This is a genomic window from Microbacterium sp. ARD32 (assembly GCF_031844385.1).
Classification (GTDB): Bacteria; Actinomycetota; Actinomycetes; order Actinomycetales; family Microbacteriaceae; genus Microbacterium.
Map to the genome: position 1 here is coordinate 179,035 of NZ_JAUZVD010000001.1, position 23,847 is coordinate 202,881.

Here is a 23,847-nt window from a genome sequence, read left to right on the forward strand (position 1 = left end):
GCGCCCGCGCGGGCATCCATCCTGGAACTCCACGGCGAGGCCTCCGGCGTCGCCCGAACGAAGGGAACCCGTCATGACCATCGGAACCGGAATCGTCCTGTTCGTGATCGGTGCGATCCTCGCCTTCGCGCTGAACGTGCAGGTGGAATGGGCCGATCTGCACATGATCGGCTACATCCTCATGGGAGCGGGCGTGATCGCCTTCCTCGTGGGGCTCGTCCTGATGGCGCGCCGCCGCAGGACCGACGTCATCACCCGCACGGAGGCGGCCCCCGACGGCAGCGGCGTGTCGCGCCGGTCGGTGCGGGCGCCGGGTGAGGTCGACGACCAGTTCTGACGTGCGCGCGCAGTTCTGACGATCGCGGTCCGGCGGGTCCTCGCCGGACCGCGATCCTCTGCTGTCCGGTCGGTCGCGGCCCGGACGGGTCAGGCCAGAGCGGGCGTGGGGGACTCCGCGGTGATCAGCGCCTGTAGCGCCTCGATGCGGCTGCCGAATCGCATCGGCAGGCTGACGTGCCGGAACCAGCGCACCTCGGCGCGGCCGTCGTCCTCGGTGATGCAGGCGACGAGATGGTGGGCGTCGGTCGCGCCGAAGCGGGTGTCGATGATCATCCAGTCATCCGGTGAGACCTGGTGCAGCATGAAGTCGTCCGACATCGCATCCTCCTGAACGTCTGCTCCCCCGATGATGCACAGTATGCGTCGCGGGGACGGGGAAAGCGCGGGGATTGACGGCGGTCGGATACGTCTGGTAGCCGCCGGACGGGGGATGCCGCGGTCAGGGCACGATGACGAGCTTGCCGCGCACGTGGCGGGTCCTGCTCTCGCGGAAGGCATCCGCAACGCCCTCGAGCGGGAAGGTCTTCGCGATCTCGACGCGCAGCACGCGCTCCGCGGCCATGGCCGCCAGCCGCGCGGTCTCGGCGCCGTCGGGGCGCACCCAGATGTGCCGGCCGCCGTGTTCGGTCACCGACGAGTCGGCGATGGAGACGTGCACGCCGTCGTCGCCGAGCACGGCGAGGGTGGTCTCCAGCATCCCTCCCGCGAAGTCGGCGACGGCGTCGACCGGCCCGCCGTTGAGCTCGAGCACGCGGTCGGCCAGGCCGTCGCCGTAGGCGACGGGATGGGCGCCCAGGTCGCGCAGGTAGTCGTGGTTGGCCTCGGATGCCGTCGCGATGACCCGCGCCCCGCGGGCGTGCGCGATCTGCACCGCGAAGCCGCCGACGCCGCCCGAGCCGCCGTGGATGAGCACGGTGCGGGCGTGCAGCTCGCCGAGTGCGTCGATCGCGCGCAGCGCCGTGCCGCCGGCGAGCGGGATCGCGGCGGCCTGCTCCCAGCTGAGGGATTCGGGCTTGTGCGCGACCGCGCGGACGGGCACGGTGACCCGTTCGGCGAAGGTGCCGCCGCCCACTGTGTCGGTGCGGGCGTACGCCATCACCTCGTCGCCGACCTGGAACTCCGGGGTGTCCATGCCGACCGCGACCACCACGCCGGACACGTCCCAGCCCGGGATCACCGGGAACTGGGTGGGCATGATGGCATCCAGGCCGCCGGCCATCAGCTTCCAGTCCACCGGGTTCACGCCGGCGGCCCGCACCTCGACCAGCACGGATGCCGGTGACAGCTTCGGCTCGGGGACCTCGCGCACCTGCAGGGCATCGAGATCATCGGTGAACTGGTGGTAGACGACGGCGCGCATGGGTCCTCCTGACGGTGTTCCCTCCACTCTGGCACGCCCTGCGGCGGGCGGGGCCGCGAGCGGCCGGGAGTCAGAGTCCCTGGCCGGCGTCCCAGAGCCGCTCGGTGCGGCCGGCCAGCAGGGCATCCAGCGAGATCGCCTGCGCGTCGGTCAGCGAGGCGACGTAGTCGATGATGCCCCGTCCCCGCGCGAGCGCGTCGAGCTCGGCATCCGTGCACGACTCGCCCTGCCCCGCCGACGTGCGCAGCCGACGGTGGTCGTCGGTCGCCAGCTCCACCAGATCGATCAGCCGCCGCGGGGCGCGGCGGGCGTCGCGCGGATCGTTCAGCCAGGCGGTGAAGCCGTCCACAAGCCGCTGCAGGATGCTGGCCTGTCCGCGCTGGTACACGGTGAGGTCGGGGCGTTCCAGGATGAACCGCTCGTGCAGGAACTTCAGCACCGCCACTTCGTGCCAGGCGGGGCGGTTCAGGCTGACGTGGCCGGAGCGGAGGTGCGGATGCCGGTGCACCTGCACCGACGACTGCAGCCGGGCGATCCATCCGGTCGTGAAGCGGGCCAGGGCGCGCTCGCTGGCCAGCGACCCGTCGAAGGGCTCGGCGAGCAGTCCGTCGATGACCTCGGATGCCACCTTCGCGACCGCTTCGCCGAACGCGTCGGGGTCGGCGATCCAGGCATCCTTCTCGAGCAGGCGCCGCCACAGCAGCTCCAGCGAGTGGCCCGGCACGCGGGTGGTCAGGTCTTCGGCATCCGTCGCGCGCAGCGTCGCGAGCTCCCGCCGCCACGAACGGAACTCGGCCGACAGCGCAGCCGGGTTCAGCAGACCCGCGCGGTAGAAGTCGTCGAGGTCGTGCAGCGAGTACGCGATGTCGTCGGAGATGTCCATGATGGAGCATTCGACGGTCTGCTGGCCCGGTTCGATCAACGGGAAGGCGGCCAGGGCGCTGCGGGCGTCGGCCTCGTCGATCGCATAGAAGCTGTACTTGCCGAAGCCGCCGCGGCGCGGCCCGCCCTGCCCGCGGCGCCACGGGTACTTCAGCACCGCGGCGCGCACGGCGGCGGTGAGGTTGAGGCCGACGCCGGGGCGGTCGTGCTCGTCGAGGCGGGTGAGGATGCGGTAGGTCTGCGCGTTGCCCTCGAATCCCTCGGTCAGGCCGAAGCGGCTGCGCGCGAGCCGGTCCAGGGCCTGCTCGCCCAGGTGCCCGAACGGCGGATGCCCCAGGTCGTGCGCCGCGGCGGCCGCCTGCACGACCACAGGATGCGCGCCGCCGAGCTCCTCGACGACGCGGTTCGCCTGGTCGGTGCGGGTGGAGAGGTGAGTGGCGATCGCACGGGCGACGGCGGCGACCTTGATGGAGTGGGTCAGCCGGTTGTGCACGGCTAGGCCGGCACCTGTCTGCGAGATCACCTGCGTCACCGCGGACAGGCGCGAGTAGTACGGCGAGAAGCGGATGCGCTCGACATCCACCCGGAAATGCGGATGCCCCTCGGCGCGCTGGAACTCGTCGAGGATCTCGGGCAGCCGTCGTGCCTGGCGGGGATCGTCCGTCATGAGTTCAGTGTGGCATCGACCGGGGGTGGTCCTGGCCCGACGACGTCTAGTCGAGTCCGTTGCAGTACGTCGTGAGATTCGCCACTCCGCGCGTGAGGACGCCGTCCCAGTCCTGGAACATCTTGTCGGACCTGTCCGTCAGCTCTATCAGCTCGTCCTCCGACATCCGGCTCATCTCGTCGTCGGTTGGCACCGTCGAGAACCCGGTGTAGTACGTCTCATACGCGTCGTACATGACAACGAGCTCGTCCAGCACCTCGGGAACGTTCACCTGGATCATCGCAGCCTTGATCTGCTGCAGGGCCGCCTCTCCGGATTCGATGCCACCGGTGATGTCACCGCGCGACACCGACCGGGCGGCGGCGTTGAAGGCCTGTGCTCCGTCCGTCCAGGCCTGGTTGACGATCTCGCAGGCCTGAACGCCGGTCTGATTGCTCTTCACCGCGCCGCACAGGTCGTAGCGCTGCATGTCGGCGGCAGCCAGTTCGCGCTTGTAGTCCGACACCTTCTCGCCGACGATCACCAGTTTGTTCTTGGGATCGTCCAGTACGACGGGGTAGCCCGCGGGTACGTCCTCCAGGAGCCCCCAGATCTCATCGGCATACCGCTGGTGGGCGTCGATCGTCGTGTCGAGAACGCTGCGGACGTCGGGTGCCTCGATCTTGTCGGCGACCTTCTGCAGGTCGGCGATCATCGCCTTGTGCTCGGTCTCCGCCTTCGCGAAGTCCTGTCGGGCGCCGGTGTCCTGGGGATCCTCGATCGCGGGCCACGCATCCAGGGCCAGGCCCCACTCGGCGGTGACGATCCCGCACGCCGCGTCGACGGTCTGCTGCTGGGGCTGCTGGGGCTGCTGCGGTGATGCGGCCTGGGGGCCGGGATCAGACGTGGGCAGCAGCGCCGAGCATCCGACGGTGCTGAGGGCCACTGCAAGGCCCAGTGCGACGATGCCCGCTCGTGTCGATGCCCTGCGCAGCATGATTTCCCCCCGGATCGGTGCGATGGGTCGATCCTATCGGCACCCCTCCAGCGCACGCGCCGGGACTGTCTCGGGTGAGGGGTGGGTGGCAGGAGCGGGAGCGGGAGCGGGGCGGAGCCGGGGCAAAGCGAAACCCCCGCGATGTAGAAGCTACGCGAGGGTTCCTGGGATGATTGTAACGATCACCCTTGTGGCTCCGACCGGCATCGATCCGGTGACCTTTCGATTTTCAGTCGAACGCTCTACCAACTGAGCTACAGAGCCGCGCGACCGGCGAACCTGTCGCGTCCGATACGAAAGGCCTTCCCGAAAGAAGGCCCGTCGCTTGGAGCGACCCTGACGGGACTTGAACCCGCGACCTCCGCCGTGACAGGGCGGCACGCTAACCAACTGCGCTACAGGGCCATAACTTTTCAATTGTATCGGAAGAGTGACCCCAACGGGATTCGAACCCGTGCTACCGCCGTGAAAGGGCGGCGTCCTAGGCCGCTAAACGATGGGGCCGCAGAGGTGAACCCTGGGGTTTCCCTTGCCGACGCTCAAGCATAAGGGACGGCGGGAGGAAAAACGAAATCAGGGGCGCGTCTGCTGCCGCTCCGGGCGTTTCGGGAGGACGATGGCAGTGCCTCCTGTGCCCGCAGGAGGCGCAGATCTCACGGCTCCGGCGACGACGCGGCCCGTGCCTCTGGTGCGGATGTGACGAATGTTGTTAGTGTGGCACCTGTGAAACCGGCGGAAGGGGCCGTGTGAACAGTGAAGTCAGTACGGACGCCCGCGCGGCGTCCGAGGAATGCGGGTGCGCCCCGACGCCCGCTGAGCGACGTGCCCTGTGGCCCTCGGCCACGGTGAGCCGCCGCGGCGCCATCGCCGTCGGCGCGCTGAGCGCGATCGCACTCACGGCGTTCGGTGTCTCCGCCGGCACGACCGCCGCGCTGGCCGAGCCCGGTTACCCCAGCTGGGACGACGTGCAGCGTGCCAAGGCCAGCGAAGCGGCCAAGGGCGCCGAGATCACCCGCATCCAGAACCTGATCCAGACCCTCACCCAGCGGGCCGCCGCCGCCGAAGAGGCCGCACGCGTCGCCGGCGACGAGTTCTACGCGGCGCAGCAGGCCTATTTCGACGCCGACGCCGCCGCCGAGTCGCTGCAGAGCCAGGCCGACGAGCAGTCCAAGATCGCCGACGAGAGCTCCCGTCAGGCGGGGCAGGTCGCCACCCAGCTGTACCGCACCGGCGGAGACCAGGCCGCCCTCGAGCTGTTTCTCTCGGATTCCGCGAGCGGCGCCGACGACCTGCTCTCCCGCCTGGGGAGCATGGACAAGCTCCTCGAGTACAACCGCACCGTCGCCGACCAGGCCGCTGCCGCACGCGACTCCGCCCAGCATCTGACGGACCAGGCCAAAGCGGCGCGTGACGAGCGGGATCGGCTGCAGAAGATCGCCGAAGACAAGATGGTCAAGGCACAGCAGGCATCGGATGCCGCGCAGGCGGCGCTCGACGAGAAGCAGAACAACCTCGTCACGCTGCAGGCCCAGCTCGCCGCGCTCAAGGACAACACGACGGCGACCGTCGCCGGCTACCAGGAGGGCGAGCGCAAGCGCAAAGCACGCGAGGCCGCCGAGAAGAAGGCGCGCGAAGAGGCAGCGCGCAAGGCCGCCGAGGCGGCGCGCAAGGCCGCCGAGGAAGCCGCGAAGAACCACGGCAGCGGCGGAGGTGGCGGAGGCGGCGGAGGCGGCGGAGGCGGCGGTTCCGGCTCCGGCGCATGGCGGCGACCCTCGGGCGGCCGGATCTCCTCCTACTACGGCCGGCGCAACGTCCAGTGCAGCAACAGCTACTGCGCGTCCCGCGACCACGGCGGCATCGACATCGCCAATGGCTGCGGCGCGTACATCTACGCGGCGCACTCGGGCACGGTCGACTTCGCAGGCTACAACGGCGGCTACGGCAACTACACGCGTATCCAGCACGGCGGCGGCATCGCCACCGGCTACGGGCACCAGTCCCGCTTCGCGGTACGCCGCGGACAGTACGTCAGCGCCGGACAGGTCATCGGCTACGCCGGCAACACGGGCAACTCGTTCGGATGCCACCTGCACTTCGAGGTGTACATCAACGGCGGGCGCGTGGATCCGTACCCGTTCATGGCGGCGCGCGGCGCGATCTAGCATCCGTCGCACGCTCGCGCGCATACGAAACCCCCGGCGTGAACCGAACGGTTCGCCCGGGGGTTTCGGCGCTTCGATCCCCACGCCCCACTCCGACCGCCGCTTCGCGTCGGACGGAGCCTCGGGGGCGCGTGGGCCCGGCTCAGCGACCCAGGGTGCGGAGCGCGCTTCGACAGGCTCAGCGACCCAGGGTATGGAGCTCAGCGACGCAGGTGCGGGGCGCTTCGACGAGCTCAGCGACCCAGGGTGTGAAGCTCAGCGACCCAGGGTATGGAGCTCAGCGACGCAGGTGAGGGCTCAGCGACCCAGAGTGCGGAGGTCAGTGCCCTTCGGTGCCGAAGCGCTCGATCGCCTCGTCGAGGATGCGCTGCGCCTCAGCGGCGTCGCCCCACTCGTCGACCTTGACCCACTTGTTGGGCTCCAGGTCCTTGTAGTGCTCGAAGAAGTGCGCGATCTCCTTCTTGGTGTACTCGGGCAGGTCGCCGATGTCCTGGATGTGCTCCCACCGCGGGTCCTTCGACAGCACGGCCACGAGCTTGTCGTCGCCGCCGGCCTCGTCGCTCATCTTCAGCACCGCCACCGGACGCACGTTCACGACGACGCCCGGGTAGATCGCGTGGTCGAGCAGCACGAGCACGTCCAGCGGATCGCCGTCCTCGCCGAGCGTGTTGTCGAAGTAGCCGTAGTCGGCCGGGTAGCCGAAGGTCGTGTACAGCACCCGGTCCAAGTGCACGCGACCGGTCTCGTGGTCGACCTCGTACTTCACGCGGCTGCCGCGCGGGATCTCGATGACGGCGTCGTGTGCGCCCATGTGGTGTTCTCCTCGGTTCGGATGCCGGAATCCGACGGATCCCGGGTGGAAGATCGCGGGGAGTCCAGCGGCCGCCCCGCACCAGAATACTCGGGCGCGCGCCCAGTCCGAGGCGTCAGCTCTTCTCCACCCAGACACAGACCACCGAGTCGTCGACCGGCTCGTCCGGGAGGAACCCCGTCAGCATCCAGCCCTCGGGCTGCAGGAACGGGTAGTGCTGGATGGGTGTGAACAGCTTCTCACCGCTGGCGGACGTCTGAGGTGCGGCATCCGACGGGCCCACCCGTCCCTGCGCGGGAGCGCGCTCGCCCTCGGTGATCACCTTCACCGGGCAGTACCCGCCGAAGCCCTCGCCGTCGAGCGTCACCGGCCACGAGCCGTCGGCGGTGCCGTCGCCCTCCGCGCCGATGTCGCGGGTGCGCTCCATCGTGCCGACCTGCGCGCATGCCGCGGTCGACTCGATCGCGTCGCGCATCACCTCGTGCACCCGGAATCCGCCGTCGATGGCCTCCACGCCGCTCACGGCGTCGGCGCAGCGCGCCCCAGAGGCGATCGGGAAGACGATCTGCTGCGGTGCATCCGGGGCATCCGGCTGCGCCAGCCACAGGAACCAGTTCTTCATGATCCCGTTGCCCGCCTCGAACTGCAACGGCACCGCGGCGTCGATGAGGCCGTCTCCGTTGGCATCCGAGTACGTCGGCTCGCCCAGCCGGAAAGTGGCGGTCTGCTGGTAGTACGGGTCCTCCACCTGCGCCGCGCCGTCGCTGAGCTTCACCGGGTACTGCACGCCCAGCGTGTCCCACGTGAAGGTGAGCGAGCCGAAGTCGACGTCGCGGATGGCATCCGGGTCCGGGGCGGACGTCGCAGGTGCCGCGGAGGACACCGGATCGGATGCCCGCGGCGCCGAAGGCGCGGGCGTGCACGCGGTGAGCAGTGCGCCGGTCAGCAGCAGCACGACGACGGGTTCCCTGCGGATCATGTGAGCAGGCTATCGGCGCGCGCGGCGGCGTGCACGGGCACCCGCCGATCGTTCCTCCCCCGTGACCGCGGACCTGCCCGTACGGTGGAGGGGTGCCATCGCTCGATCCCGCCGTCGCTGAAATCCGTCGCGCCGTCCGCTCCGCACTCGCGTCCGCGCCGAGCGCTCGCGTCGTCGTCGCACTCTCCGGCGGGGCGGATTCGCTCGCGCTGACTGCCGCGACCGTCTTCGAAGCCGGAAAGCTCGGCACGGCGGTCACGGCCGCGGTCGTCGATCACGGGCTGCAGCCCGGCTCGGATGCCGTCGCGCTGCGCGCGGCCGAGCAGGCCAGAGCACTGGGCGCGGATGCCGTGGTGCTGACCGTGCAGGTGGATGCCCAGCATCCGGATGGTCTCGAGGCCGCCGCGCGCGACGCCCGCTACGCCGCGCTGCGGCAGCGCGCTCGGGATGCTGCGGCATCCGCTGTGCTGCTCGGGCACACGCTCGACGACCAGGCCGAGACCGTGCTGCTGGGCCTGGCCCGCGGATCGGGCGCCGCGAGCCTGCAGGGCATGGCCGCGGCGCGCGCGGACGACGAGGGGATGCTGTGGCTGCGTCCCCTGCTCGGGGTGCGGCGGGCGACCACGCGGGCGTGCTGCGCGGCATCCGGACTGGAGCCGTGGGACGACCCGCACAACGTCGAACCGCGCTTCGCCCGCGTGCGCGTGCGAGAGCGGGTGCTGCCGGTGCTGGAGGACGAGCTCGGCCCCGGCATCGCCGAGGCGCTGGCACGCACGGCCGAGCAGCTGCGTGAGGATGCCGAGGCGTTCGACGAGATGATCCACGAGACCATCGAGGACATCGTCGAACATGCCGAGGCGGGCATCTCGGTGAGCGTCGCCGCGCTCGCCGCGAACCCGGCCGCGCTGCGCAACCGCATCATCCGGCTGGTGGTCGCCAGCGAGTTCAGCGCGGCGCTGAGCCGCACGCAGACGCTGGAGGTGGCGCGGCTCGTGACCGACTGGTCGGGCCAGGGGCCGATCGACCTGCCCGGATGCACGGCGAAGCGCGCCGGAGGACGGATCGTGTTCGCGGCACGCTGAGACCAGAGCACCGGTCCACGTGCGTTCGCGGGGCCCGGATGGTTGCCTCCGGGGCATCCGAGGCCGCGAAACGGGCCCCGCGAACGTCTCGGGCGGGACTACCTCTTGCCGAGCAGGCCGCCGAGGATGTCGCCGAGGCCGCCGCCGCTGGATTCCTGGGTCCCTGAGCCTGTCGAAGGACCGCCGCCGAGCAGCCCGCCGAGGCCGCCGAGGATGTCTCCCAGGCCGCCGCCACTGGATGCCTGGGTCCCTGAGCCTGTCGAAGAGCCGCCGCCGAGCAGCCCGCCGAGGATGCCGCCCAGGCCGCCACCCGAGCCGGAGGAACCACCCTTGGCACCCGCGATCAGGCCCATCACGATCGGGGCGAGGATCGGCAGGAGCTTGCCGAAGTCGATGCCGCCCGCGGTCTTCTCCGACTTCGTGAGGCTGTCGGTGACCTCCTGCTTCTTGTCGCCGAACACGTGGCCGAGGATCTTGCCGCCGTCCGCCTGATCCACGTCGTCGACCTTCGATGCGCCCGAGAAGCCGCCGTGTCGGTTCAGCGCGCCCTCGATCGCGGAGGAGCCCTCCGGCGTCTCGGCGTTCTTGGCCAGTCCGCCCACGATGGCGGCGCTGCCCTCCTGGACGGCCTGGCGCGCGACATCCCGGCTCACGCCGAACTTCTCGGCGATGTCGTCGATGGGCACGTGCTTGAGAATCTCTTCGACGTCCATGTCTTCCTTCCCCGCGGGCGCGTGCCCGCTCCACCGCTCACAGTAGCGCCCGATGCCCGGGCCGCAGCGGACACCGCCTAAAATCGATCCATGCGCGCAGCGGACATCTCTGAAGACCTCGCCCAGATCCTCGTCACCGAGGAGCAGATCCACGTCAAGCTCGAAGAGCTCGCGGAACGCGTCGCCGCGGATTACGAGGGCAAGGACATCCTGCTGGTCGGGGTGCTCAAGGGCGCGGTCATGGTGATGGCGGACTTCATCCGCGCACTGCCGTTCCACGCGCCGATGGACTGGATGGCGGTCTCCAGCTACGGCGCGAGCACCAAATCCAGCGGCGTCGTGCAGATCCGCAAGGACCTCGACACCGACCTGCACGGCAAGCACGTGCTCATCGTCGAGGACATCATCGACTCGGGTCTGACGCTGAGCTGGCTGCTGGAGAACTTCGCCTCGCGCGGTGCGGAGTCCATCGAGGTGCTCGCGCTGCTGCGCAAGCCCGAGGCCGCGAAGGTGGAGATCGACTGCAAGTACGTCGGCTTCGACATCCCGGTGGAGTTCGTCGTCGGCTACGGTCTGGACTACGCCGAGCGCTACCGCAACCTGCGCGACGTCGCCGTGCTCGCCCCGCACGTGTACAGCTGACGCCTCACTTCGTCCCGCGAGCCAGGGCGGTACGCCGACGGTGAACGCACAGCAGGGCGCTAGGCCCCGGGCGGTACGCTGAACGGATCATGGATGTCAAGAAGGTCTCCCGCAACCCGCTGATCTACATCGTGCTGATCGGCGCGCTGCTGTTCGCCGGTTTCCTGCTGATCTCGAACCTGTCGGCGCCCAAGCAGATCACCGCGCCGCAGGGGCTCGAGCTGCTCAACGGCAAGACGGTGACGAAGGCCGTCAACACCGACGGCGACCAGCGGGTCGACCTCACGCTCTCCAAGGCCTTCGAGGGCTCCAAGAACGTGCAGTTCTACTACGTCGAGGCCAGGGCGGACCAGGTCGTCAAGGCGATCGACGGCGCCGACATCAAGGCCGCCGATGTGGTTGACGTCGTGCCGCGCGCCACCTGGTTCGACGGCTTCCTCTCGCTTCTCCTCCCGCTGGTGCTGCTCGGGCTGCTGTTCTGGTGGCTGCTCTCATCGATGCAGGGCGGCGGCAGCAAGGTCATGCAGTTCGGCAAATCCAAGGCCAAACTCGTCAGCAAGGAGACGCCCACCGTCACCTTCGCCGACGTCGCCGGAGCCGACGAGGCCATCGAAGAGCTGCACGAGATCAAGGAGTTCCTGCAGGATCCCGCCAAGTTCCAGGCGATCGGCGCCCGCATCCCGAAGGGCGTGCTGCTGTACGGTCCTCCCGGAACCGGTAAGACCCTGCTCGCCCGCGCGGTCGCCGGCGAGGCGGGTGCCCCGTTCTACTCGATCTCCGGTTCGGACTTCGTCGAGATGTTCGTCGGCGTGGGAGCATCCCGCGTGCGCGACCTGTTCAACCAGGCCAAGGAGAACGCCCCGGCCATCATCTTCATCGACGAGATCGACGCCGTCGGCCGCCACCGCGGCGCGGGCCTGGGCGGCGGCAATGACGAGCGCGAGCAGACGCTGAACCAGATGCTCGTCGAGATGGACGGCTTCGACCCCAACGCGAACGTGATCGTCATCGCGGCGACCAACCGTCCCGACATCCTCGACCCCGCGCTGCTGCGCCCGGGCCGCTTCGACCGTCAGATCGGTGTGGACGCGCCCGACCTGAAGGGCCGGCAGAAGATCCTCGAGGTGCACGCCAAGGGCAAGCCGCTCTCCAAGTCGGTCGAGCTCGAGGTCGTCGCCCGCAAGACCCCCGGCTTCACCGGTGCGGATCTCGCCAACGTGCTCAACGAGGCGGCCCTGCTCACCGCCCGCTCCAACGCGCAGCTGATCGACAACCGCGCCCTCGACGAGGCCATCGACCGCGTGATCGCCGGCCCGCAGCGCCGCACCCGCGTGATGAAGGACCGCGAGAAGCTGATCACCGCCTACCACGAGGGCGGCCACGCGCTCGCCGCGGCCGCGATGAACCACACCGACCCGGTCACCAAGATCACCATCCTGCCGCGCGGCAAGGCCCTCGGCTACACGATGGTGCTGCCGCTGGACGACAAGTACTCCGTCACCCGCAACGAGCTGCAGGACCAGCTGACCTACGCCATGGGCGGTCGCGTCGCCGAGGAGATCGTGTTCCACGACCCCACCACCGGCGCCAGCAACGACATCGAGAAGGCCACCGGCATCGCCCGCAAGATGGTCACCGAATACGGCATGACCACTGAGGTCGGCCCCGTCAAGCTGGGCTCCGAGGGCGGCGAGATGTTCGTGGCGCGCGACATGAACCGCGGTCACGACTACTCCGACAAGATCGCCGAGACGGTCGACGAGCAGGTGCGCGTGCTGATCGAGCAGGCCCACAACGAGGCCTACCAGGTGCTCAGCGAGAACCGCGACATCCTCGACCGCCTGGCGCTCGCGCTGCTCGAGGAGGAGACGCTCGATCACCACCAGATCGCCGAGATCTTCACCGACGTGCGCAAGCTGCCCGAGCGTCCGCAGTGGCTCTCCAGCGCCGACCGACCTGTCTCGACGCAGCCGCCGATCGCCGTGCCGGTGCGCGAGGAGCCGATCGCCGCGGATGCCGCCGCCCCCACCACCACGGCCCGCGCAGCGGGTCCCAAGCCCGCCGGCGGACAGGCCCGACCGGCGACGGCGTGACGTGGCTGTCGACAGGGCGCGTGTCGAGCGGCTCACCCGCGAGCTGCTCGAGGCGATCGGGGAGGACCCGGAGCGGCCGGGACTGAAGCAGACCCCGAGCAGGGTGGCGGAGCTGTACGCCGAGCTCTTCGCCGGCGTCGACGAGGACCCCGCCGCCCACCTGGCGCGCACGATCAGCGTGACCCGCGGTCCCGCGCCGGACACCGTGCCCTCGGGAGCGGTGCTCGTGCGCGACATCCGGTTCCGCTCCGTCTGCGAGCACCATTTGCTGCCGTTCGCCGGCGTCGCCCATCTGGCGTACCTGCCGGGCGAGCAGGTGGTCGGGCTGGGTGCCCTCGTGAAGGTCGTCGAGACGCTCGCGGCGCGCCCGCAGGTGCAGGAGCGGCTGGGTGAGCAGATCGCGGATGCTGTCGCCGCGCACCTCGACACGCGTGGCGTGCTGGTGGTGCTGGATGCCACGCACGGCTGCGTCACCCTGCGCGGGGGCCGGCAGCCGAGCGCGTCGACCGTGACGGTCGCCGCGCGGGGCGAGTACACCGAGCCGTTGGCGCGGGCCGAGCTGATCGCCCTGATCGGCGCTTCGATTCCCACGCCCCACGGGGGATCGGGCTCAGCGACCGAGGGCGCAGCCGATGCGGCGACCCGGGAGCCGGTGTGACGGGCATCTGGGGCATCCTGAACACGACCCCCGACTCGTTCAGCGACGGCGGGCGCTACGTCGATCCGTCGGTGGCGATCGACCGGGCGCGGCTGATGCACTCGCAGGGCGCGCTGATCATCGACGTCGGCGGGGAGTCGACCCGGCCCGGAGCGGTGCGGGTCGACCCGCGGATCGAACGGGAGCGGGTGCTGCCGGTGATCGAGGCGCTGACGGATGCCGGCATCCCGACCTCCATCGACACTCTCAACGCCGACACGGCCGCCGCAGCGGTGCGCGCCGGCACGCGGATCGTGAACGACGTCTCCGGCGGGCTCGCCGACGAGCGGATGCTGGCCACCGTCGCCGACCTGGGCGCGGACATCGCGCTCGGGCACTGGCGAGGGCCGAGCGAGGACATGTACGCGCACGCCACGTACGCGCGCGCCGCCCGCGAGGTCGCCGGCGAGCTGCGCGCCCGCGTGGAGGCGGCCAACGCGGCCGGCATCGCCCCCGCGCGGATCATCGTGGATCCCGGCATCGGGTTCGCGAAGACCGCCGAGCAGAACTGGGAGGTGCTGCGCGGGCTGGACGAGATCACCGCGCTCGGGCACCGGGTGCTGGTCGGCACCTCGCGCAAGCGGCTGCTGGCGGACGCCCTGCACCGGGCATCCGGTCCCGACCCGCTCAGCGAGCGGCGCCGCGATCTCGCCACCGCCGTCACGAGCGCGCTGGCCGCGCGTGCCGGCGTCTGGGCGGTGCGGGTGCACGACGTCGCGGCCACGAGGGACGCGCTGGCGGTCGCCGGCGCCTGGGACGGAGCGTGAGATGGACTTCCTCGACGAGATCGCACTGACCGGGCTGACCGTGTTCGGCTATCACGGCGTCTTCGACTTCGAGCGCCGCGAGGGCCAGGAGTTCACGATCGATCTGCGCCTGGGGCTGCCGCTGAAGGAGGCCGCGGTATCCGATGACGTCGCCGATACGGTGCACTACGGCGAGCTCGCCGACCGGGTCGCCGCGATCGTCGCGGGCGAGCCGGTGAACCTGATCGAGACGCTCGCGCAGCGGATCGCGGATGCCGTGCTGCAGGACCGGCGCGTGCGCACGGTCACGGTGACGGTGCACAAGCCGCACGCGCCGATCGAGCAGACCTTCGCAGACGTCGCCGTCTCGGTCCACCGCGCGCAGCAGGAGGAGGCCGCATGGACGTCCGCCTGAACCAGCTGACCGAGCCGCCGGACCCCCGTCCAGGGCGGGACCCGCAGGTGGCGGTGATCGCGCTCGGCTCCAACGAGGGCGATCGCGGCGAGACGCTGCACGCGGCCGCCGAGCGGCTGCGCCGCCTGCCGCTGGTCGACGATCTGGTGATGTCGGAGCCGATCGAGAGCGTCGCCGTGAAGGTCGACGGACCCGACCACGACGCGCCGCGCTACCTGAACGCCGTCGCGCTGCTGACCACGCGGCTGGCGCCGCAGGTGCTGCTGGGCATGATGCACGCGATCGAGGAGGAGCACGGTCGCGTGCGGCTGGAGCGCTGGGGCGATCGCACGCTCGACCTCGACCTGATCGCGTACGGGGACTCCCGCAGCGACGAGGAGCACCTGCGCGTGCCGCATCCGCGTGCCGCGGAGCGGCTGTTCGTGCTGGAGCCGTGGCTGAGCATCGACCCGGATGCGGTGCTGCCGGGCGCGGGGCGAGTGGACCAGCTGGTGCGCCGACTGAAGGACCCGGCGACGGATGCAGGGGCCGACCGGTGAGGCGGACCTCCCTGGGCGTGCTGGCAGTGCTCGCGCTGCTGTCGGCGGCGGCCGGCTACGGCGTCGACCATCTGCTGACAGTCACCGGCCGCGCGACGTTCACCCCGACGATGCTGCTGCCGGTGCTGCTGGTGCTGCTCGCGGCCGGATGCCTGCTGCTCGCGTGGCCGGTGCGGCGCAGCGTGCGCGGCGGTACCCGGATCGATCCGTTCCGCGCCGCGAGGGCCTCGACGCTCGCTCAGGCGTCCAGCCTGCTCGGCGCGATCCTGACCGGCATCGGTGCGGGACTCCTGCTGTTCATCTCCAGCCGTCCGGTGCCCGCTCCGGTAGGGTCGACCCTGGCGATGATCGCCCTGATCGTCGGCTCGCTCGTGCTGATCGGGGCGGCACTGCTCGCCGAACAGTTCTGCACTCTGCCGAAGGATTCTGATGACCGAGATCCCGACGAACACGCCCGGTGAGGAGCACGACTCCGGGGCCACCGCGCTGGATGCCGGAACCTATCGGCGGCTGCGTGAGCCGCGCAGCGCCTCGGCGCTCGCGCTCGACGGCTCCTGGCACCAGATCTCGCCGCGCTACGTGGTCTCGCAGTTCGTGCAGAACGCGATCTTCATCGTGGTGCTGGTCGCCGCAGCGCTGATCCTGGCGTTCGTGCTCGATCAGACCTGGGTGTGGATCCCGGCCGGCGCCGTGCTGCTGATCACGCTGATCACCCTGATCATCCTGCCGCGCCAGGCCAGAGCGCTCGGCTACATGCTGCGCGACGACGACGTGGTGTTCCGCAAGGGCATCCTGTGGCAGCGCATGGTGGCCGTGCCCTACGGACGCATGCAGCTGGTCGACATCACGCAGGGTCCGCTGGATCGCGCATTCGGCATCTCGCAGCTGAAGATGGTCACCGCCGCGGCGACCACCGGCGTGCAGATTCCCGGCCTCACGCAGCAGGCCGCCGAGGCGCTGCGCGACACGCTCATCCAGGTCGCCGAGACCCGCAGGACCGGCCTGTGACTCTGCCCGCGGTACCCGGCCCCGAGCCCGATCGCGCCGACACGGCTGCGCCCGACGCGGTGCTGCCCGAAGGCGGCTCGTCGTCGCTCGCCGACGGCGAGTGGCACCGCCTGCATCCGCTCACCCCCCTGTTCAAGGGCGGCCTGGTGCTGATCATCGTGGCCGGAATCGTCATCTCGAATATGCGCGAGCGCCTGATCGGCTGGGTCGTGAGCCTGTTCGCCCCCGACGAGGCCAAGTACATGGGCTACGGCGGCGACCCGGTGGACTGGGTGCTGGAGAACAACCTCATCCTGCTCGTGCTGCTGGGGGTGCTGGCACTGGCGATCGTGCTGGTGCTGGTGTTCTGGCTGGTCTGGCGCTTCCACCAGTTCCGCATCACGGGAGACCACGTCGAGGTGCGCAAGGGCATCGTGTTCCGCGCGCACCGCCGCGCTCCCCTCGACCGCGTGCAGGGCGTGAACCTCACCCGTCCGTTCCCCGCGCGCGTGATCGGCCTCGCCAAGCTCGAGGTGGTCGGCGCCGGGACCGACGCGAACGTCGAGCTGGAGTACCTCGCCACCACGCGGGCGGAGTCCATCCGTGCGGACATCCTGCGCCTGGCGTCCGGTGCACGGGCTGCGCGGGAGCTGGCCCGCAACGGCGACGCGATCCCCGGCGCGGCCGCACCGACCGGGATGACCGCCCAGCTGGTCGGATCGATGAATGACGGGGTCAGCGGTCTGATCCAGGGCGTCGACCTGCAGGACGTCGCTCCCGAGAGCGTGGTGAAGATCCCCACCGGACGACTGGTCGGCTCGCAGCTGATCTCCGCAGTGCTGTGGGTGCTGTTCTTCGGCGCGATCTACGTGACCGTCGTGGTCTCCGCGTTCATCGGGATGACCGCGGACGGCGAATCCGGCGCGGACGTCACCGTCGCGATGCTGGGGATCACCTTCGGAATGGGCATCCCGCTCGTCATCGCCGTGGTCGGCATAACGTGGTCGCAGATCTCCAAGTCGCTGCGGTACTCGATCGCGCCCACGCCCGACGGTGTGCGCATCACCTACGGCCTGCTGACCACGATCACCGAGACGCTGCCGCCGGGGCGCATCTTCGCCGTGGAGGTGACCCAGTCGCTGCTGTGGCGGCCGTTCGGCTGGTGGGCGGTGAAGATCAACCGGATGAGCGGCAAGAGCGCCGCGCAGCAGCAGAGCAGCACGGCGCAGCAGTTCAACGTGGTGCTGCCGGTCGGCAAGCGCGCCGACGTCGAGCGGGTGCTGTCGCTGATCCTGCCCGATGCCCCGCAGGCGGACATCCCGCTGGTGTGGGAGCACGGCATCCTCGGACCGGTGCCGGGCGACCCCTACAAGACCATTCCACGCCGTGCCTGGTGGCACCGGCCGTTCTCGTGGCGGCGCCACGGCTACGCCGTGACCGACTTCGGGGTGCTGCTGCGGCGCGGAGCCGTATGGCGCAAGCTCGCCGTGTTCCCGCTGGCCCGGCTGCAGGGAGTGTCGATCGCGCAGGGGCCGATCGACCGGCTGCAGCGCGTGGCCGGCGGGCAGGTCCACTCGGTCACCGGGCCCATCTCGGGGACACTGTCCGGGTTGGAGCGCGACGACGCCCTCGAGCTGCTCGATCGCGTGAGCCGGGCGGCCGCGGATGCCGCCGCTCGCGATCACACGCATCGCTGGGGTGAGCAGGAGTCGGCTGTGGGCAGCGGCGTCGTGGCGGATGCCGTGAATGCGGCGGCACTGGATGCCGTGGAAGCGGTGGATGCGGTGGATGCGGCGGCGCTGGATGCTGGGCGCCCGCAGGCGCCGGCCGTCGAGCCGGAGCAGCGCTCGGAGTGAACGTGCATCGCGACGGACGGCTCGGCGTCGGGATCATCGGCGCGGGGCGCGTCGGACCCGTGGTGGGCGCAGCGCTCGCCGGAGCCGGACATGCCGTGACGGGGATCACCTCGGGCTCGGATGACGATCGCGCCGCGGCCGTGCTGCCTGGCGTGCCCGTGCTGGACGCGCTCGAGGTGGCGCGCCGCAGCGAGCTGGTCGTACTGGCGGTGCCCCATGACGAGCTCCCCGGGCTGGTCAGCGGCATCGCCGAGGTCGGCGGCTGGCAGCTGGGGCAGCTGCTGCTGCACACCGACCCGATCTACGGCATCGACGTGCTGCAGCCGGCCGCTGCGCAGGGGGCGATCCCGCTGGCCGTGCATCCGGCGATCGCTTTCACCGGCACCACGATGGACCTGCGCCAGCTGCAGGTCGCGTTCGCGGCCGTCACCGCGCCCGCCCCGGTGCTGCCGATCGCGCAGGCGCTCGCCGTGGAGATGGGCTGTGAGCCGGTGGTCATCGCCGAGCAGCATCGCGCGGCGTACGGGGAGGCCATCTCCACGGCATCCGAGTTCTCCCGCTCCATCGTCGGCCAGGCGACCTCCCTGCTGCGAGAGGTGGGAGTCGAGAACCCCGGCGGCTATCTCTCGGCGCTAGTGTCGTCCACCGTCGAGCAGGCGCTGCGCGAGGCATCCGGTCCGCTGGATCCGCCGCTGCTCTGAACAGCGCTTCGATCCCCGCGCCCACGCCGAGCGCCGCTCCGCGTCGGACGGAGCCTCGGAGGCGCGTGGGCCCGGCACAGCGACCCGGGGACTCAGCGGCCGCCGGAGAAGCCGCCGCCACCTCCTCCGCCGGAGAACCCGCCCCCGGTCGAGCCGCCGCCCGACGAGCTGGAGGGCGTGTAAGTGGCCGCCGTGTTCATCGACGTGGAGTAGTGCGACAGGCGCGAGCTGATCGAGACGCCGGCTGCCACGTCCATCCAGCCCGGGCTGCTGCCGGATGCCGAGTACGTGGTCTCCAGCACGGCGGTCCAGCTCTTCTCCTCGCCGAACAGCATGGCGTAGGGGAGCAGCTTCTCGTACAGGTGCACGACGTCGACCGTGCCGTCCTGGCCGCGATCGGCGCCGCGGTAGGACTGCAGCATCCGCAGCCGGTCGGCCTCGGCCACGCGGATGAACTCCTTCACCCCCATCAGGTACTCGTACTGCAGTGCTCCGTCCGGAGTCAGCACCGTGTGCGGGGCGAACGCGAAGAACGAGGTGATCGTCACGACGATGCCCGCCGCCAGCAGCGCCAGGAACGACAGCCCCAGCAGGTCGCGATCCTTCATCGCCGCGCTGATGAAGAACCCCAGCGTCGCCAGGAACAGGGCGATGGCGACCCAGCCGAACGCCATGGCGCCCCCGCTGCGCTCGGCGGTCAGCCAGCCGTTGCGCTCGGCCGCCGTGCGTCCCTTGGCGACCAGCCGCGTCATGCGCTTGGCGAAGCGGGTGCTGGACTTCGGGATGCGGCGCACGGTGTTCTCACCCGGGAACAGGCTCTCGATCGTCGCGCGATCCAGCGGCTGGTCGAGTTCGCGGTGGTGCAGGCGCCGCAGTGACGGCCGCTTTCTGGCATCCGTCGGATCCTCCTCCAGCCGCACCGCGCCCGTCACCGCCAGGTGCACCAGCTGCGCGGGCACCGGGTTCGGCGCCGCCGGGATCAACGGCGCCGCGGCCAGCGGCGGCAGCTCGGCGGGAACGTCGAACTGCGCGACGACGACGCCGGTCGCCCTCCGGCGGCGACGTGCGCGGACGGCGACCGCCACCCAGGCACCGATCGCGGTCGCGATGGAGCCCAGGCCGAACGCGGCAGCCCCGAAATCCGCCACGGGGTCCGCTCGGCGGGCATCCGGCTGCGTGACCGTGGCCGAGGTGAAGCCGATGGCCACCGTGACGCCGTCGCCGGCGGCTCGTGCGGCAGAGCGGACCGTGAAGGTCGCACCGTCGGACGTGCGCTCGGGCCCCTCGAGCGTGCACGGAGCACGCTCGCCCGTGCGGCCGCCGTAGCAGGCGGTGTCGCCCGTGAGCGCGTCGGCGAGCTGCGTCGAGAACGTCATCGTGGCCTGGAAGCGGCCGATGTCCTGCGTGCTGTTCAGCGGCAGCAGGTTCCAGTAGAACTCGTCGTTGCCGCTCTCGCCGCCGTGGATCATGAAGTCGTGCATGGTGGACTCGATCACGTAGGTGGTCGGTCCGTGCACGTAGTCGTCGTCGCCGGTGAGCACCAGCAGCATGCCGTCCTCGGTCTCGGTCTCGTACGGGACGTCGTGACCCTCGGCATCCTTCACCGACAGGATGCGGACGCTGAGCCCCGCGCCCTCGTAGCGCTGCGGATAGCCGCGGATGATGCCCTTGTTCTGGTCCGTGTCGGGGAACTCGGCCACGAGCGTCTCGGTCACGTGCGCGACCGCGCGGCCGTGGTCGTCGAGCGATATCCGGTAATCGGAGTCCCACGACGAGTACGAGAAGTCGTCGACGTCGGCGGAGGCGGCGGATGCCGGCAGCAGCACGGTCGCGAGCAGCCCGAGCGCCAGTGCGAGCATCGCGACGAGCCTCGCGGATGCGTGCCGCGCGGCGGGTGCGTGCGACGCGGGGGATGCGTGCGGCGCGGCGGGTGCGTGCGGGAAGGCGCGGAGTCGAGGTCGCATGCGTCCGAGGCTAGCCGAGGCGCCGTCATGCGCACCTCCGGCGATGCCCTCGTGCCGGATGCTGTGCTCGCGGGGCCCGAATGGTGGCCTCGCCGGGGCACGAGGCGGCGATTCGGGACCCGCGAAGCGCGCCGACGGCCGCCGGTAGACTTGAGGAGACTTTCTGCGAGGAGCCTCCACCCATGACTGACGCGTCTGCGCCGACCACCCCTTCGACGAGCTCAGGGACCCAGGCGGGTTCCGCGGGTTCAGGGACCCAGCAGGTGGCCTCCGAGGAGGACGTGTTCGAGCAGAAGGCGGTGCGGCTGGCCAAGCGCGACAGGCTGATCGCGAACCGGGCGGATGCCGGCGGCGGGGCCTTCCCGGTGGGCGTGCCGGTGACGCACGGCATCCCCGCGCTGCGCGCACAGTACGGCGACCTCGAGCCGGGCGCCGAGACGGGCGAGATCGTCGGCGTCGCGGGCCGCGTGGTGTTCAGCCGCAACACCGGCAAGCTCTGCTTCGCCACCCTCCAAGCCGGCGACGGCTCGCGCATCCAGGCGATGGTGTCGCTCGCGAACGTCGGCGACGAGTCGCTGGCGAACTGGAAGGAGCTCGTCGACCTGGGCGACCACGTCTTCGTGCACGGCGAGGTGATCTCCAGCCGCCGTGGTGAGCTCTCGATCATGGCCGACGACTGGGCCATCGCGTCCAAGGCGATCCTGCCGCTGCCCAACGTGTACGCCGAGCTGAACGAGGAGACGCGCGTGCGCAGCCGCTTCCTCGATCTCATCGTCCGCGACCGGGCCCGCACCACCGTACGCGCCCGCGCGGCGGTGAACGCCAGCCTTCGCGCCACATTCACCAGTCACGACTATCTCGAGGTGGAGACGCCGATGCTGCAGGTGCAGCACGGCGGGGCATCCGCTCGCCCCTTCATCACCCACTCCAACGCGTTCGACACCGAGCTGTACCTGCGCATCGCCCCGGAGCTGTACCTCAAGCGAGCCGTCGTGGGCGGAATCGAGCGGGTGTACGAGATCAACCGCAACTTCCGCAACGAGGGCGCCGACTCCACCCACTCGCCCGAGTTCGCGATGCTCGAGGCGTACCAGGCGTACGGCGACTACCACCAGATGGCCGAGCTCACGCAGGAGCTGGTGCAGAACGCGGCGATCGCCGTGGCCGGCTCCACGACGGTCACCTGGGCGGACGGCACCGAGTACGACCTGGGCGGCGAATGGGACCGCATCTCGATGTACGACTCGCTGTCGGCGGCGTGCGGCCGCACGGTCACCCCGCAGGACCCGGTGGAGGATCTGATCGCCTTCGCCGAGGCGAACGACGTGGAGATCCCGCCGCACGCCACCCACGGCAAGCTCGTCGAGGAGCTGTGGGAGCACTTCGTGAAGGGCGACCTGGTGCGCCCCACGTTCGTGATGGACTTCCCCGTCGACACGTCGCCGCTGGTGCGCGAGCACCGTTCGATCGACGGCGTGGTGGAGAAGTGGGACCTGTACATCCGCGGCTTCGAGCTGGCCACCGGCTACTCCGAGCTGGTCGACCCGGTCATCCAGCGCGAGCGCTTCGTCGAGCAGGCGAAGCTCGCCGCCGGCGGCGACCTCGAGGCCATGCGCGTGGACGAGGAGTTCCTGCGGGCTCTCGAGCACGGCATGCCGCCCTCCGGCGGCATGGGCATGGGCATCGACCGCCTGCTCATGGCCGTCACGGGCCTGGGCATCCGTGAGACGATCCTGTTCCCGCTGGTCAAGTAGTCATCGCCTCCGGAGCACCCACTCCGGCAGCAGCGCCGCCGAGAGCATCGTCGAGATGAGCGAGGCCATGCTGTGCTGCGGGTCGAGTTCCAGCGCCTCGTCCACGTAGCATCCGGCGTGCGACGAACGACCCAGGGCCCATGCCAGCCAGGCCGCCGCCGTCAGCGCGGCGGGCTTCGCACGGCGGGGCGCGCGCGAGGCCGCCAGCCGGACCACCTCGAGCGCACAGCCGAGCCGGTCGGGATCGGGCTGCGCGCCCCGGCCGAGGAACACCTCCCCGATCGCCGGTGGGACCTCGGTGTGCTGGTGCGAGAACTCCAGCTGCGCCTCGAGCGCCCGGTGCCCGAACGACAGATCCGTCGCCCACTGCACCAGGATCGCGTCGCGCAGCACGGGCCGCTCCAGGCACCAGAGCAGTGCGGCGCAGCTGTAAGGGCCGATGTCGCTCGGATCATCCAGCATCCCCTCGACGAACGAGGGCAGCCCGTCCAGCAGCACTTCGGCGGTGGCGAGCGCGAGCGGATTCTCGGACGCGCCGACGGCGGCGCGACCCTCGCGGTGCCGCTCCAGCACGTCGTCCAGCTCGGCGAGGGCGCGTCCGACCTGCTCGCGCTCGACGAGGTCGCTCGGCGGCAGCTGCGCCCCGGTGCGCTGGTCTCCGCTGAGATCACCCACACCGGGGATGTCCGGCAGGTGTGGGATGCCGTCCAGAGACTGCACGGTCGGTTCATCCTCCCGGTAATCGGCCCAGCCCTGCGGGGTGACGCACAGCGCGTCGACCAGCCGCAGTCCCGCGTCTGCCGCGACGTCGGCGAGTGCCTCCACCAGGACCAGATGAGGCAGCAGCAGGCCGTCGGGCACGGGCTGGGCCGGCTCGTCGGTGTAGACGACGATCGCGGCGGCGTCGATCCCGCTGACCTGCAGCAGCGCGTGAACGGCCGCGTCGGCGAACTCGTCGGGATCGATGTCGGGGTCGGGGAGGTCGACGCGCATCGCCCCGTCGGCCCGGGTGTCTCGGAACGGCAGCAGCACGAGGCTGCGTCGCGGGGTGAAGCCGGCCAGGGCCGGCACGATGCCGAGCAGATCGGCGGGGCGGGTGGCGTGGATGATCGTGTTCATGCGCCGAGTGTGCTCGCACCCCGCCCACGTCTGCGCGGCGTCGAGCCGCGTCATCCTCGGAAACTGTGCACAACTCGTCACTGAGGCGCCGATGTGGAGGAGCGATGGCGGTCCGGCCTCCGCCCGGCGAGCCGAGGGGCGGGACGACAGCGTACGATGGATGCGTGGACAACATCTGGATCGCGGCGGGGTGGGCCATTCTGCCGACCCTCGCGGTGAGCGTGATCTTCGTGATCGTGCTTCGCGGCATCCTGCGATTCGACCGCACCGAGCGCAAGGTGCACGCCCGGATCGAGGCGGAGGAGCGCGCAGCGCGCGGGCTCCCGCCCAAGGCATCCTGACGCCGGCCCCGGCCTGCGCCGT

At 70.6% G+C, this 23,847-nt stretch carries 24 protein-coding genes and 3 tRNA genes; 15 read left to right on the forward strand and 12 right to left on the reverse strand.

The genetic code is table 11. From position 1 onward, the window contains the following. The first annotated feature begins 73 nt into the window (after nt 1-73). Nucleotides 74-337, forward strand: a complete 264-nt coding sequence (locus Q9R19_RS00745; RefSeq protein ID WP_311254444.1) for a DUF6458 family protein — start codon at nt 74-76, stop codon at nt 335-337. Between the two features lie 89 nt (nt 338-426). Here Q9R19_RS00745 and Q9R19_RS00750 read toward each other — a convergent pair whose 3' ends face one another. The 7 genes from Q9R19_RS00750 to Q9R19_RS00780 form a co-directional block, all read right to left on the reverse strand. After that, nucleotides 427-657, reverse strand: a complete 231-nt coding sequence (locus Q9R19_RS00750) for a hypothetical protein (RefSeq protein WP_311254445.1) — start codon at nt 655-657, stop codon at nt 427-429. 121 nt (nt 658-778) lie between these two features. Then, entirely contained in the window at nt 779-1,699 is a 921-nt protein-coding gene (locus tag Q9R19_RS00755; protein WP_311254446.1) for an NADP-dependent oxidoreductase, read from the reverse strand. A 70-nt stretch (nt 1,700-1,769) separates the two neighbouring features. Next, a complete protein-coding gene (locus Q9R19_RS00760) occupies nt 1,770-3,248 on the reverse strand; it encodes a dGTP triphosphohydrolase (protein WP_311254447.1) in 1,479 nt (492 codons plus the stop codon). Nucleotides 3,249-3,294: 46 nt separating this feature from the next. Beyond that, on the reverse strand, nt 3,295-4,224 hold the full coding sequence (locus Q9R19_RS00765) for a hypothetical protein (protein WP_311254448.1): 930 nt from the start codon (nt 4,222-4,224) through the stop codon (nt 3,295-3,297). A gap of 191 nt (nt 4,225-4,415) precedes the next feature. Next, nucleotides 4,416-4,488 (reverse strand) — tRNA-Phe (locus Q9R19_RS00770). A gap of 67 nt (nt 4,489-4,555) precedes the next feature. Beyond that, nucleotides 4,556-4,629: transfer RNA gene (locus Q9R19_RS00775), tRNA-Asp, on the reverse strand. A 26-nt stretch (nt 4,630-4,655) separates the two neighbouring features. After that, a tRNA-Glu gene (locus tag Q9R19_RS00780) sits at nt 4,656-4,728 on the reverse strand. Between the two features lie 341 nt (nt 4,729-5,069). On the opposite strand from Q9R19_RS00780, the gene Q9R19_RS00785 reads away from it, so the two are divergent. After that, a complete protein-coding gene (locus Q9R19_RS00785; protein WP_311254449.1) occupies nt 5,070-6,386 on the forward strand; it encodes a M23 family metallopeptidase in 1,317 nt (438 codons plus the stop codon). 319 nt (nt 6,387-6,705) lie between these two features. On the opposite strand, the gene ppa is transcribed toward Q9R19_RS00785, so the two are convergent. Both ppa and Q9R19_RS00795 read right to left on the reverse strand, forming a co-directional pair. Further along, nucleotides 6,706-7,197, reverse strand: coding sequence for an inorganic diphosphatase (ppa, locus tag Q9R19_RS00790; RefSeq protein WP_311254450.1), 492 nt, complete (start codon nt 7,195-7,197; stop codon nt 6,706-6,708). A gap of 115 nt (nt 7,198-7,312) precedes the next feature. Next, complete coding sequence (locus Q9R19_RS00795) at nt 7,313-8,176, reverse strand: hypothetical protein (RefSeq protein WP_311254451.1); 864 nt, start codon at nt 8,174-8,176, stop codon at nt 7,313-7,315. A gap of 92 nt (nt 8,177-8,268) precedes the next feature. On the opposite strand from Q9R19_RS00795, the gene tilS reads away from it, so the two are divergent. Beyond that, nucleotides 8,269-9,258 (forward strand): tRNA lysidine(34) synthetase TilS, encoded by a 990-nt coding sequence (gene tilS, locus Q9R19_RS00800; RefSeq protein ID WP_311254452.1) that lies wholly within the window; start codon nt 8,269-8,271, stop codon nt 9,256-9,258. Between the two features lie 98 nt (nt 9,259-9,356). On the opposite strand, the gene Q9R19_RS00805 is transcribed toward tilS, so the two are convergent. Beyond that, nucleotides 9,357-9,971, reverse strand: a complete 615-nt coding sequence (locus Q9R19_RS00805) for a DUF937 domain-containing protein (RefSeq protein ID WP_311254453.1) — start codon at nt 9,969-9,971, stop codon at nt 9,357-9,359. Between the two features lie 90 nt (nt 9,972-10,061). Here Q9R19_RS00805 and hpt point away from each other — a divergent pair, with 90 nt between their 5' ends. The 10 genes from hpt (at nt 10,062) to Q9R19_RS00855 (ending at nt 18,647) form a co-directional block, all read left to right on the forward strand. Continuing rightward, a complete protein-coding gene (gene hpt, locus Q9R19_RS00810; protein ID WP_311254454.1) occupies nt 10,062-10,613 on the forward strand; it encodes a hypoxanthine phosphoribosyltransferase in 552 nt (183 codons plus the stop codon). Nucleotides 10,614-10,702: 89 nt separating this feature from the next. Further along, on the forward strand, nt 10,703-12,706 hold the full coding sequence (ftsH, locus tag Q9R19_RS00815; RefSeq protein WP_311254455.1) for an ATP-dependent zinc metalloprotease FtsH: 2,004 nt from the start codon (nt 10,703-10,705) through the stop codon (nt 12,704-12,706). A 1-nt stretch (nt 12,707) separates the two neighbouring features. Continuing rightward, a complete protein-coding gene (gene folE / locus Q9R19_RS00820) occupies nt 12,708-13,364 on the forward strand; it encodes a GTP cyclohydrolase I (protein WP_311254456.1) in 657 nt (218 codons plus the stop codon). Next, nucleotides 13,361-14,170, forward strand: coding sequence for a dihydropteroate synthase (gene folP / locus Q9R19_RS00825; RefSeq protein WP_311254457.1), 810 nt, complete (start codon nt 13,361-13,363; stop codon nt 14,168-14,170). Before folE ends, folP begins: the two co-directional genes overlap by 4 nt. A gap of 1 nt (nt 14,171) precedes the next feature. Continuing rightward, nucleotides 14,172-14,564, forward strand: coding sequence for a dihydroneopterin aldolase (gene folB / locus Q9R19_RS00830; protein ID WP_311254458.1), 393 nt, complete (start codon nt 14,172-14,174; stop codon nt 14,562-14,564). Further along, nucleotides 14,549-15,103, forward strand: a complete 555-nt coding sequence (gene folK / locus Q9R19_RS00835; protein ID WP_311254459.1) for a 2-amino-4-hydroxy-6-hydroxymethyldihydropteridine diphosphokinase — start codon at nt 14,549-14,551, stop codon at nt 15,101-15,103. The genes folB and folK overlap by 16 nt, the downstream gene beginning before the upstream one ends. Beyond that, entirely contained in the window at nt 15,100-15,564 is a 465-nt protein-coding gene (locus Q9R19_RS00840; protein ID WP_311254460.1) for a DUF3180 domain-containing protein, read from the forward strand. The genes folK and Q9R19_RS00840 overlap by 4 nt, the downstream gene beginning before the upstream one ends. Next, entirely contained in the window at nt 15,533-16,111 is a 579-nt protein-coding gene (locus tag Q9R19_RS00845) for a PH domain-containing protein (RefSeq protein WP_311254461.1), read from the forward strand. Before Q9R19_RS00840 ends, Q9R19_RS00845 begins: the two co-directional genes overlap by 32 nt. Then, on the forward strand, nt 16,108-17,946 hold the full coding sequence (locus Q9R19_RS00850) for a PH domain-containing protein (RefSeq protein ID WP_311254462.1): 1,839 nt from the start codon (nt 16,108-16,110) through the stop codon (nt 17,944-17,946). The genes Q9R19_RS00845 and Q9R19_RS00850 overlap by 4 nt, the downstream gene beginning before the upstream one ends. 2 nt (nt 17,947-17,948) lie before the next feature. Continuing rightward, the gene (locus Q9R19_RS00855; RefSeq protein ID WP_311255836.1) at nt 17,949-18,647 is read left to right on the forward strand and encodes a Rossmann-like and DUF2520 domain-containing protein; all 699 of its coding nucleotides are present in this window, start codon (nt 17,949-17,951) and stop codon (nt 18,645-18,647) included. A 92-nt stretch (nt 18,648-18,739) separates the two neighbouring features. Here Q9R19_RS00855 and Q9R19_RS00860 read toward each other — a convergent pair whose 3' ends face one another. Continuing rightward, a complete protein-coding gene (locus Q9R19_RS00860; RefSeq protein ID WP_311254463.1) occupies nt 18,740-20,611 on the reverse strand; it encodes a DUF2207 family protein in 1,872 nt (623 codons plus the stop codon). A 182-nt stretch (nt 20,612-20,793) separates the two neighbouring features. On the opposite strand from Q9R19_RS00860, the gene lysS reads away from it, so the two are divergent. After that, nucleotides 20,794-22,365, forward strand: coding sequence for a lysine--tRNA ligase (gene lysS / locus Q9R19_RS00865; RefSeq protein ID WP_311254464.1), 1,572 nt, complete (start codon nt 20,794-20,796; stop codon nt 22,363-22,365). On the opposite strand, the gene Q9R19_RS00870 is transcribed toward lysS, so the two are convergent. Further along, nucleotides 22,366-23,484 (reverse strand): DUF4192 family protein, encoded by a 1,119-nt coding sequence (locus Q9R19_RS00870; RefSeq protein ID WP_311254465.1) that lies wholly within the window; start codon nt 23,482-23,484, stop codon nt 22,366-22,368. Nucleotides 23,485-23,648: 164 nt separating this feature from the next. Between Q9R19_RS00870 and Q9R19_RS00875 the strand changes: the two genes are divergently transcribed. After that, nucleotides 23,649-23,825, forward strand: coding sequence for a hypothetical protein (locus tag Q9R19_RS00875; RefSeq protein ID WP_311254466.1), 177 nt, complete (start codon nt 23,649-23,651; stop codon nt 23,823-23,825). Nucleotides 23,826-23,847: the final 22 nt, after the last annotated feature.

Excerpts from the sequence above, each read along its gene's own strand:
- Q9R19_RS00845 (WP_311254461.1), top strand. The coding sequence starts at position 15,533 with ATGACCGAGATCCCGACGAACACGCCCGGTGAGGAGCACGACTCCGGG.
- lysS (WP_311254464.1), top strand. The coding sequence starts at position 20,794 with ATGACTGACGCGTCTGCGCCGACCACCCCTTCGACGAGCTCAGGGACC.
- Q9R19_RS00755 (WP_311254446.1), bottom strand. The coding sequence starts at position 1,699 with ATGCGCGCCGTCGTCTACCACCAGTTCACCGATGATCTCGATGCCCTG.
- ftsH (WP_311254455.1), top strand. The coding sequence starts at position 10,703 with ATGGATGTCAAGAAGGTCTCCCGCAACCCGCTGATCTACATCGTGCTG.
- Q9R19_RS00765 (WP_311254448.1), bottom strand. The coding sequence starts at position 4,224 with ATGCTGCGCAGGGCATCGACACGAGCGGGCATCGTCGCACTGGGCCTT.
- Q9R19_RS00870 (WP_311254465.1), bottom strand. The coding sequence starts at position 23,484 with ATGAACACGATCATCCACGCCACCCGCCCCGCCGATCTGCTCGGCATC.
- folK (WP_311254459.1), top strand. The coding sequence starts at position 14,549 with ATGGACGTCCGCCTGAACCAGCTGACCGAGCCGCCGGACCCCCGTCCA.
- Q9R19_RS00760 (WP_311254447.1), bottom strand. The coding sequence starts at position 3,248 with ATGACGGACGATCCCCGCCAGGCACGACGGCTGCCCGAGATCCTCGAC.
- Q9R19_RS00860 (WP_311254463.1), bottom strand. The coding sequence starts at position 20,611 with ATGCGACCTCGACTCCGCGCCTTCCCGCACGCACCCGCCGCGCCGCAC.
- Q9R19_RS00805 (WP_311254453.1), bottom strand. The coding sequence starts at position 9,971 with ATGGACGTCGAAGAGATTCTCAAGCACGTGCCCATCGACGACATCGCC.
- Q9R19_RS00750 (WP_311254445.1), bottom strand. The coding sequence starts at position 657 with ATGTCGGACGACTTCATGCTGCACCAGGTCTCACCGGATGACTGGATG.
- folB (WP_311254458.1), top strand. The coding sequence starts at position 14,172 with ATGGACTTCCTCGACGAGATCGCACTGACCGGGCTGACCGTGTTCGGC.
- ppa (WP_311254450.1), bottom strand. The coding sequence starts at position 7,197 with ATGGGCGCACACGACGCCGTCATCGAGATCCCGCGCGGCAGCCGCGTG.
- Q9R19_RS00745 (WP_311254444.1), top strand. The coding sequence starts at position 74 with ATGACCATCGGAACCGGAATCGTCCTGTTCGTGATCGGTGCGATCCTC.
- Q9R19_RS00795 (WP_311254451.1), bottom strand. The coding sequence starts at position 8,176 with ATGATCCGCAGGGAACCCGTCGTCGTGCTGCTGCTGACCGGCGCACTG.
- hpt (WP_311254454.1), top strand. The coding sequence starts at position 10,062 with ATGCGCGCAGCGGACATCTCTGAAGACCTCGCCCAGATCCTCGTCACC.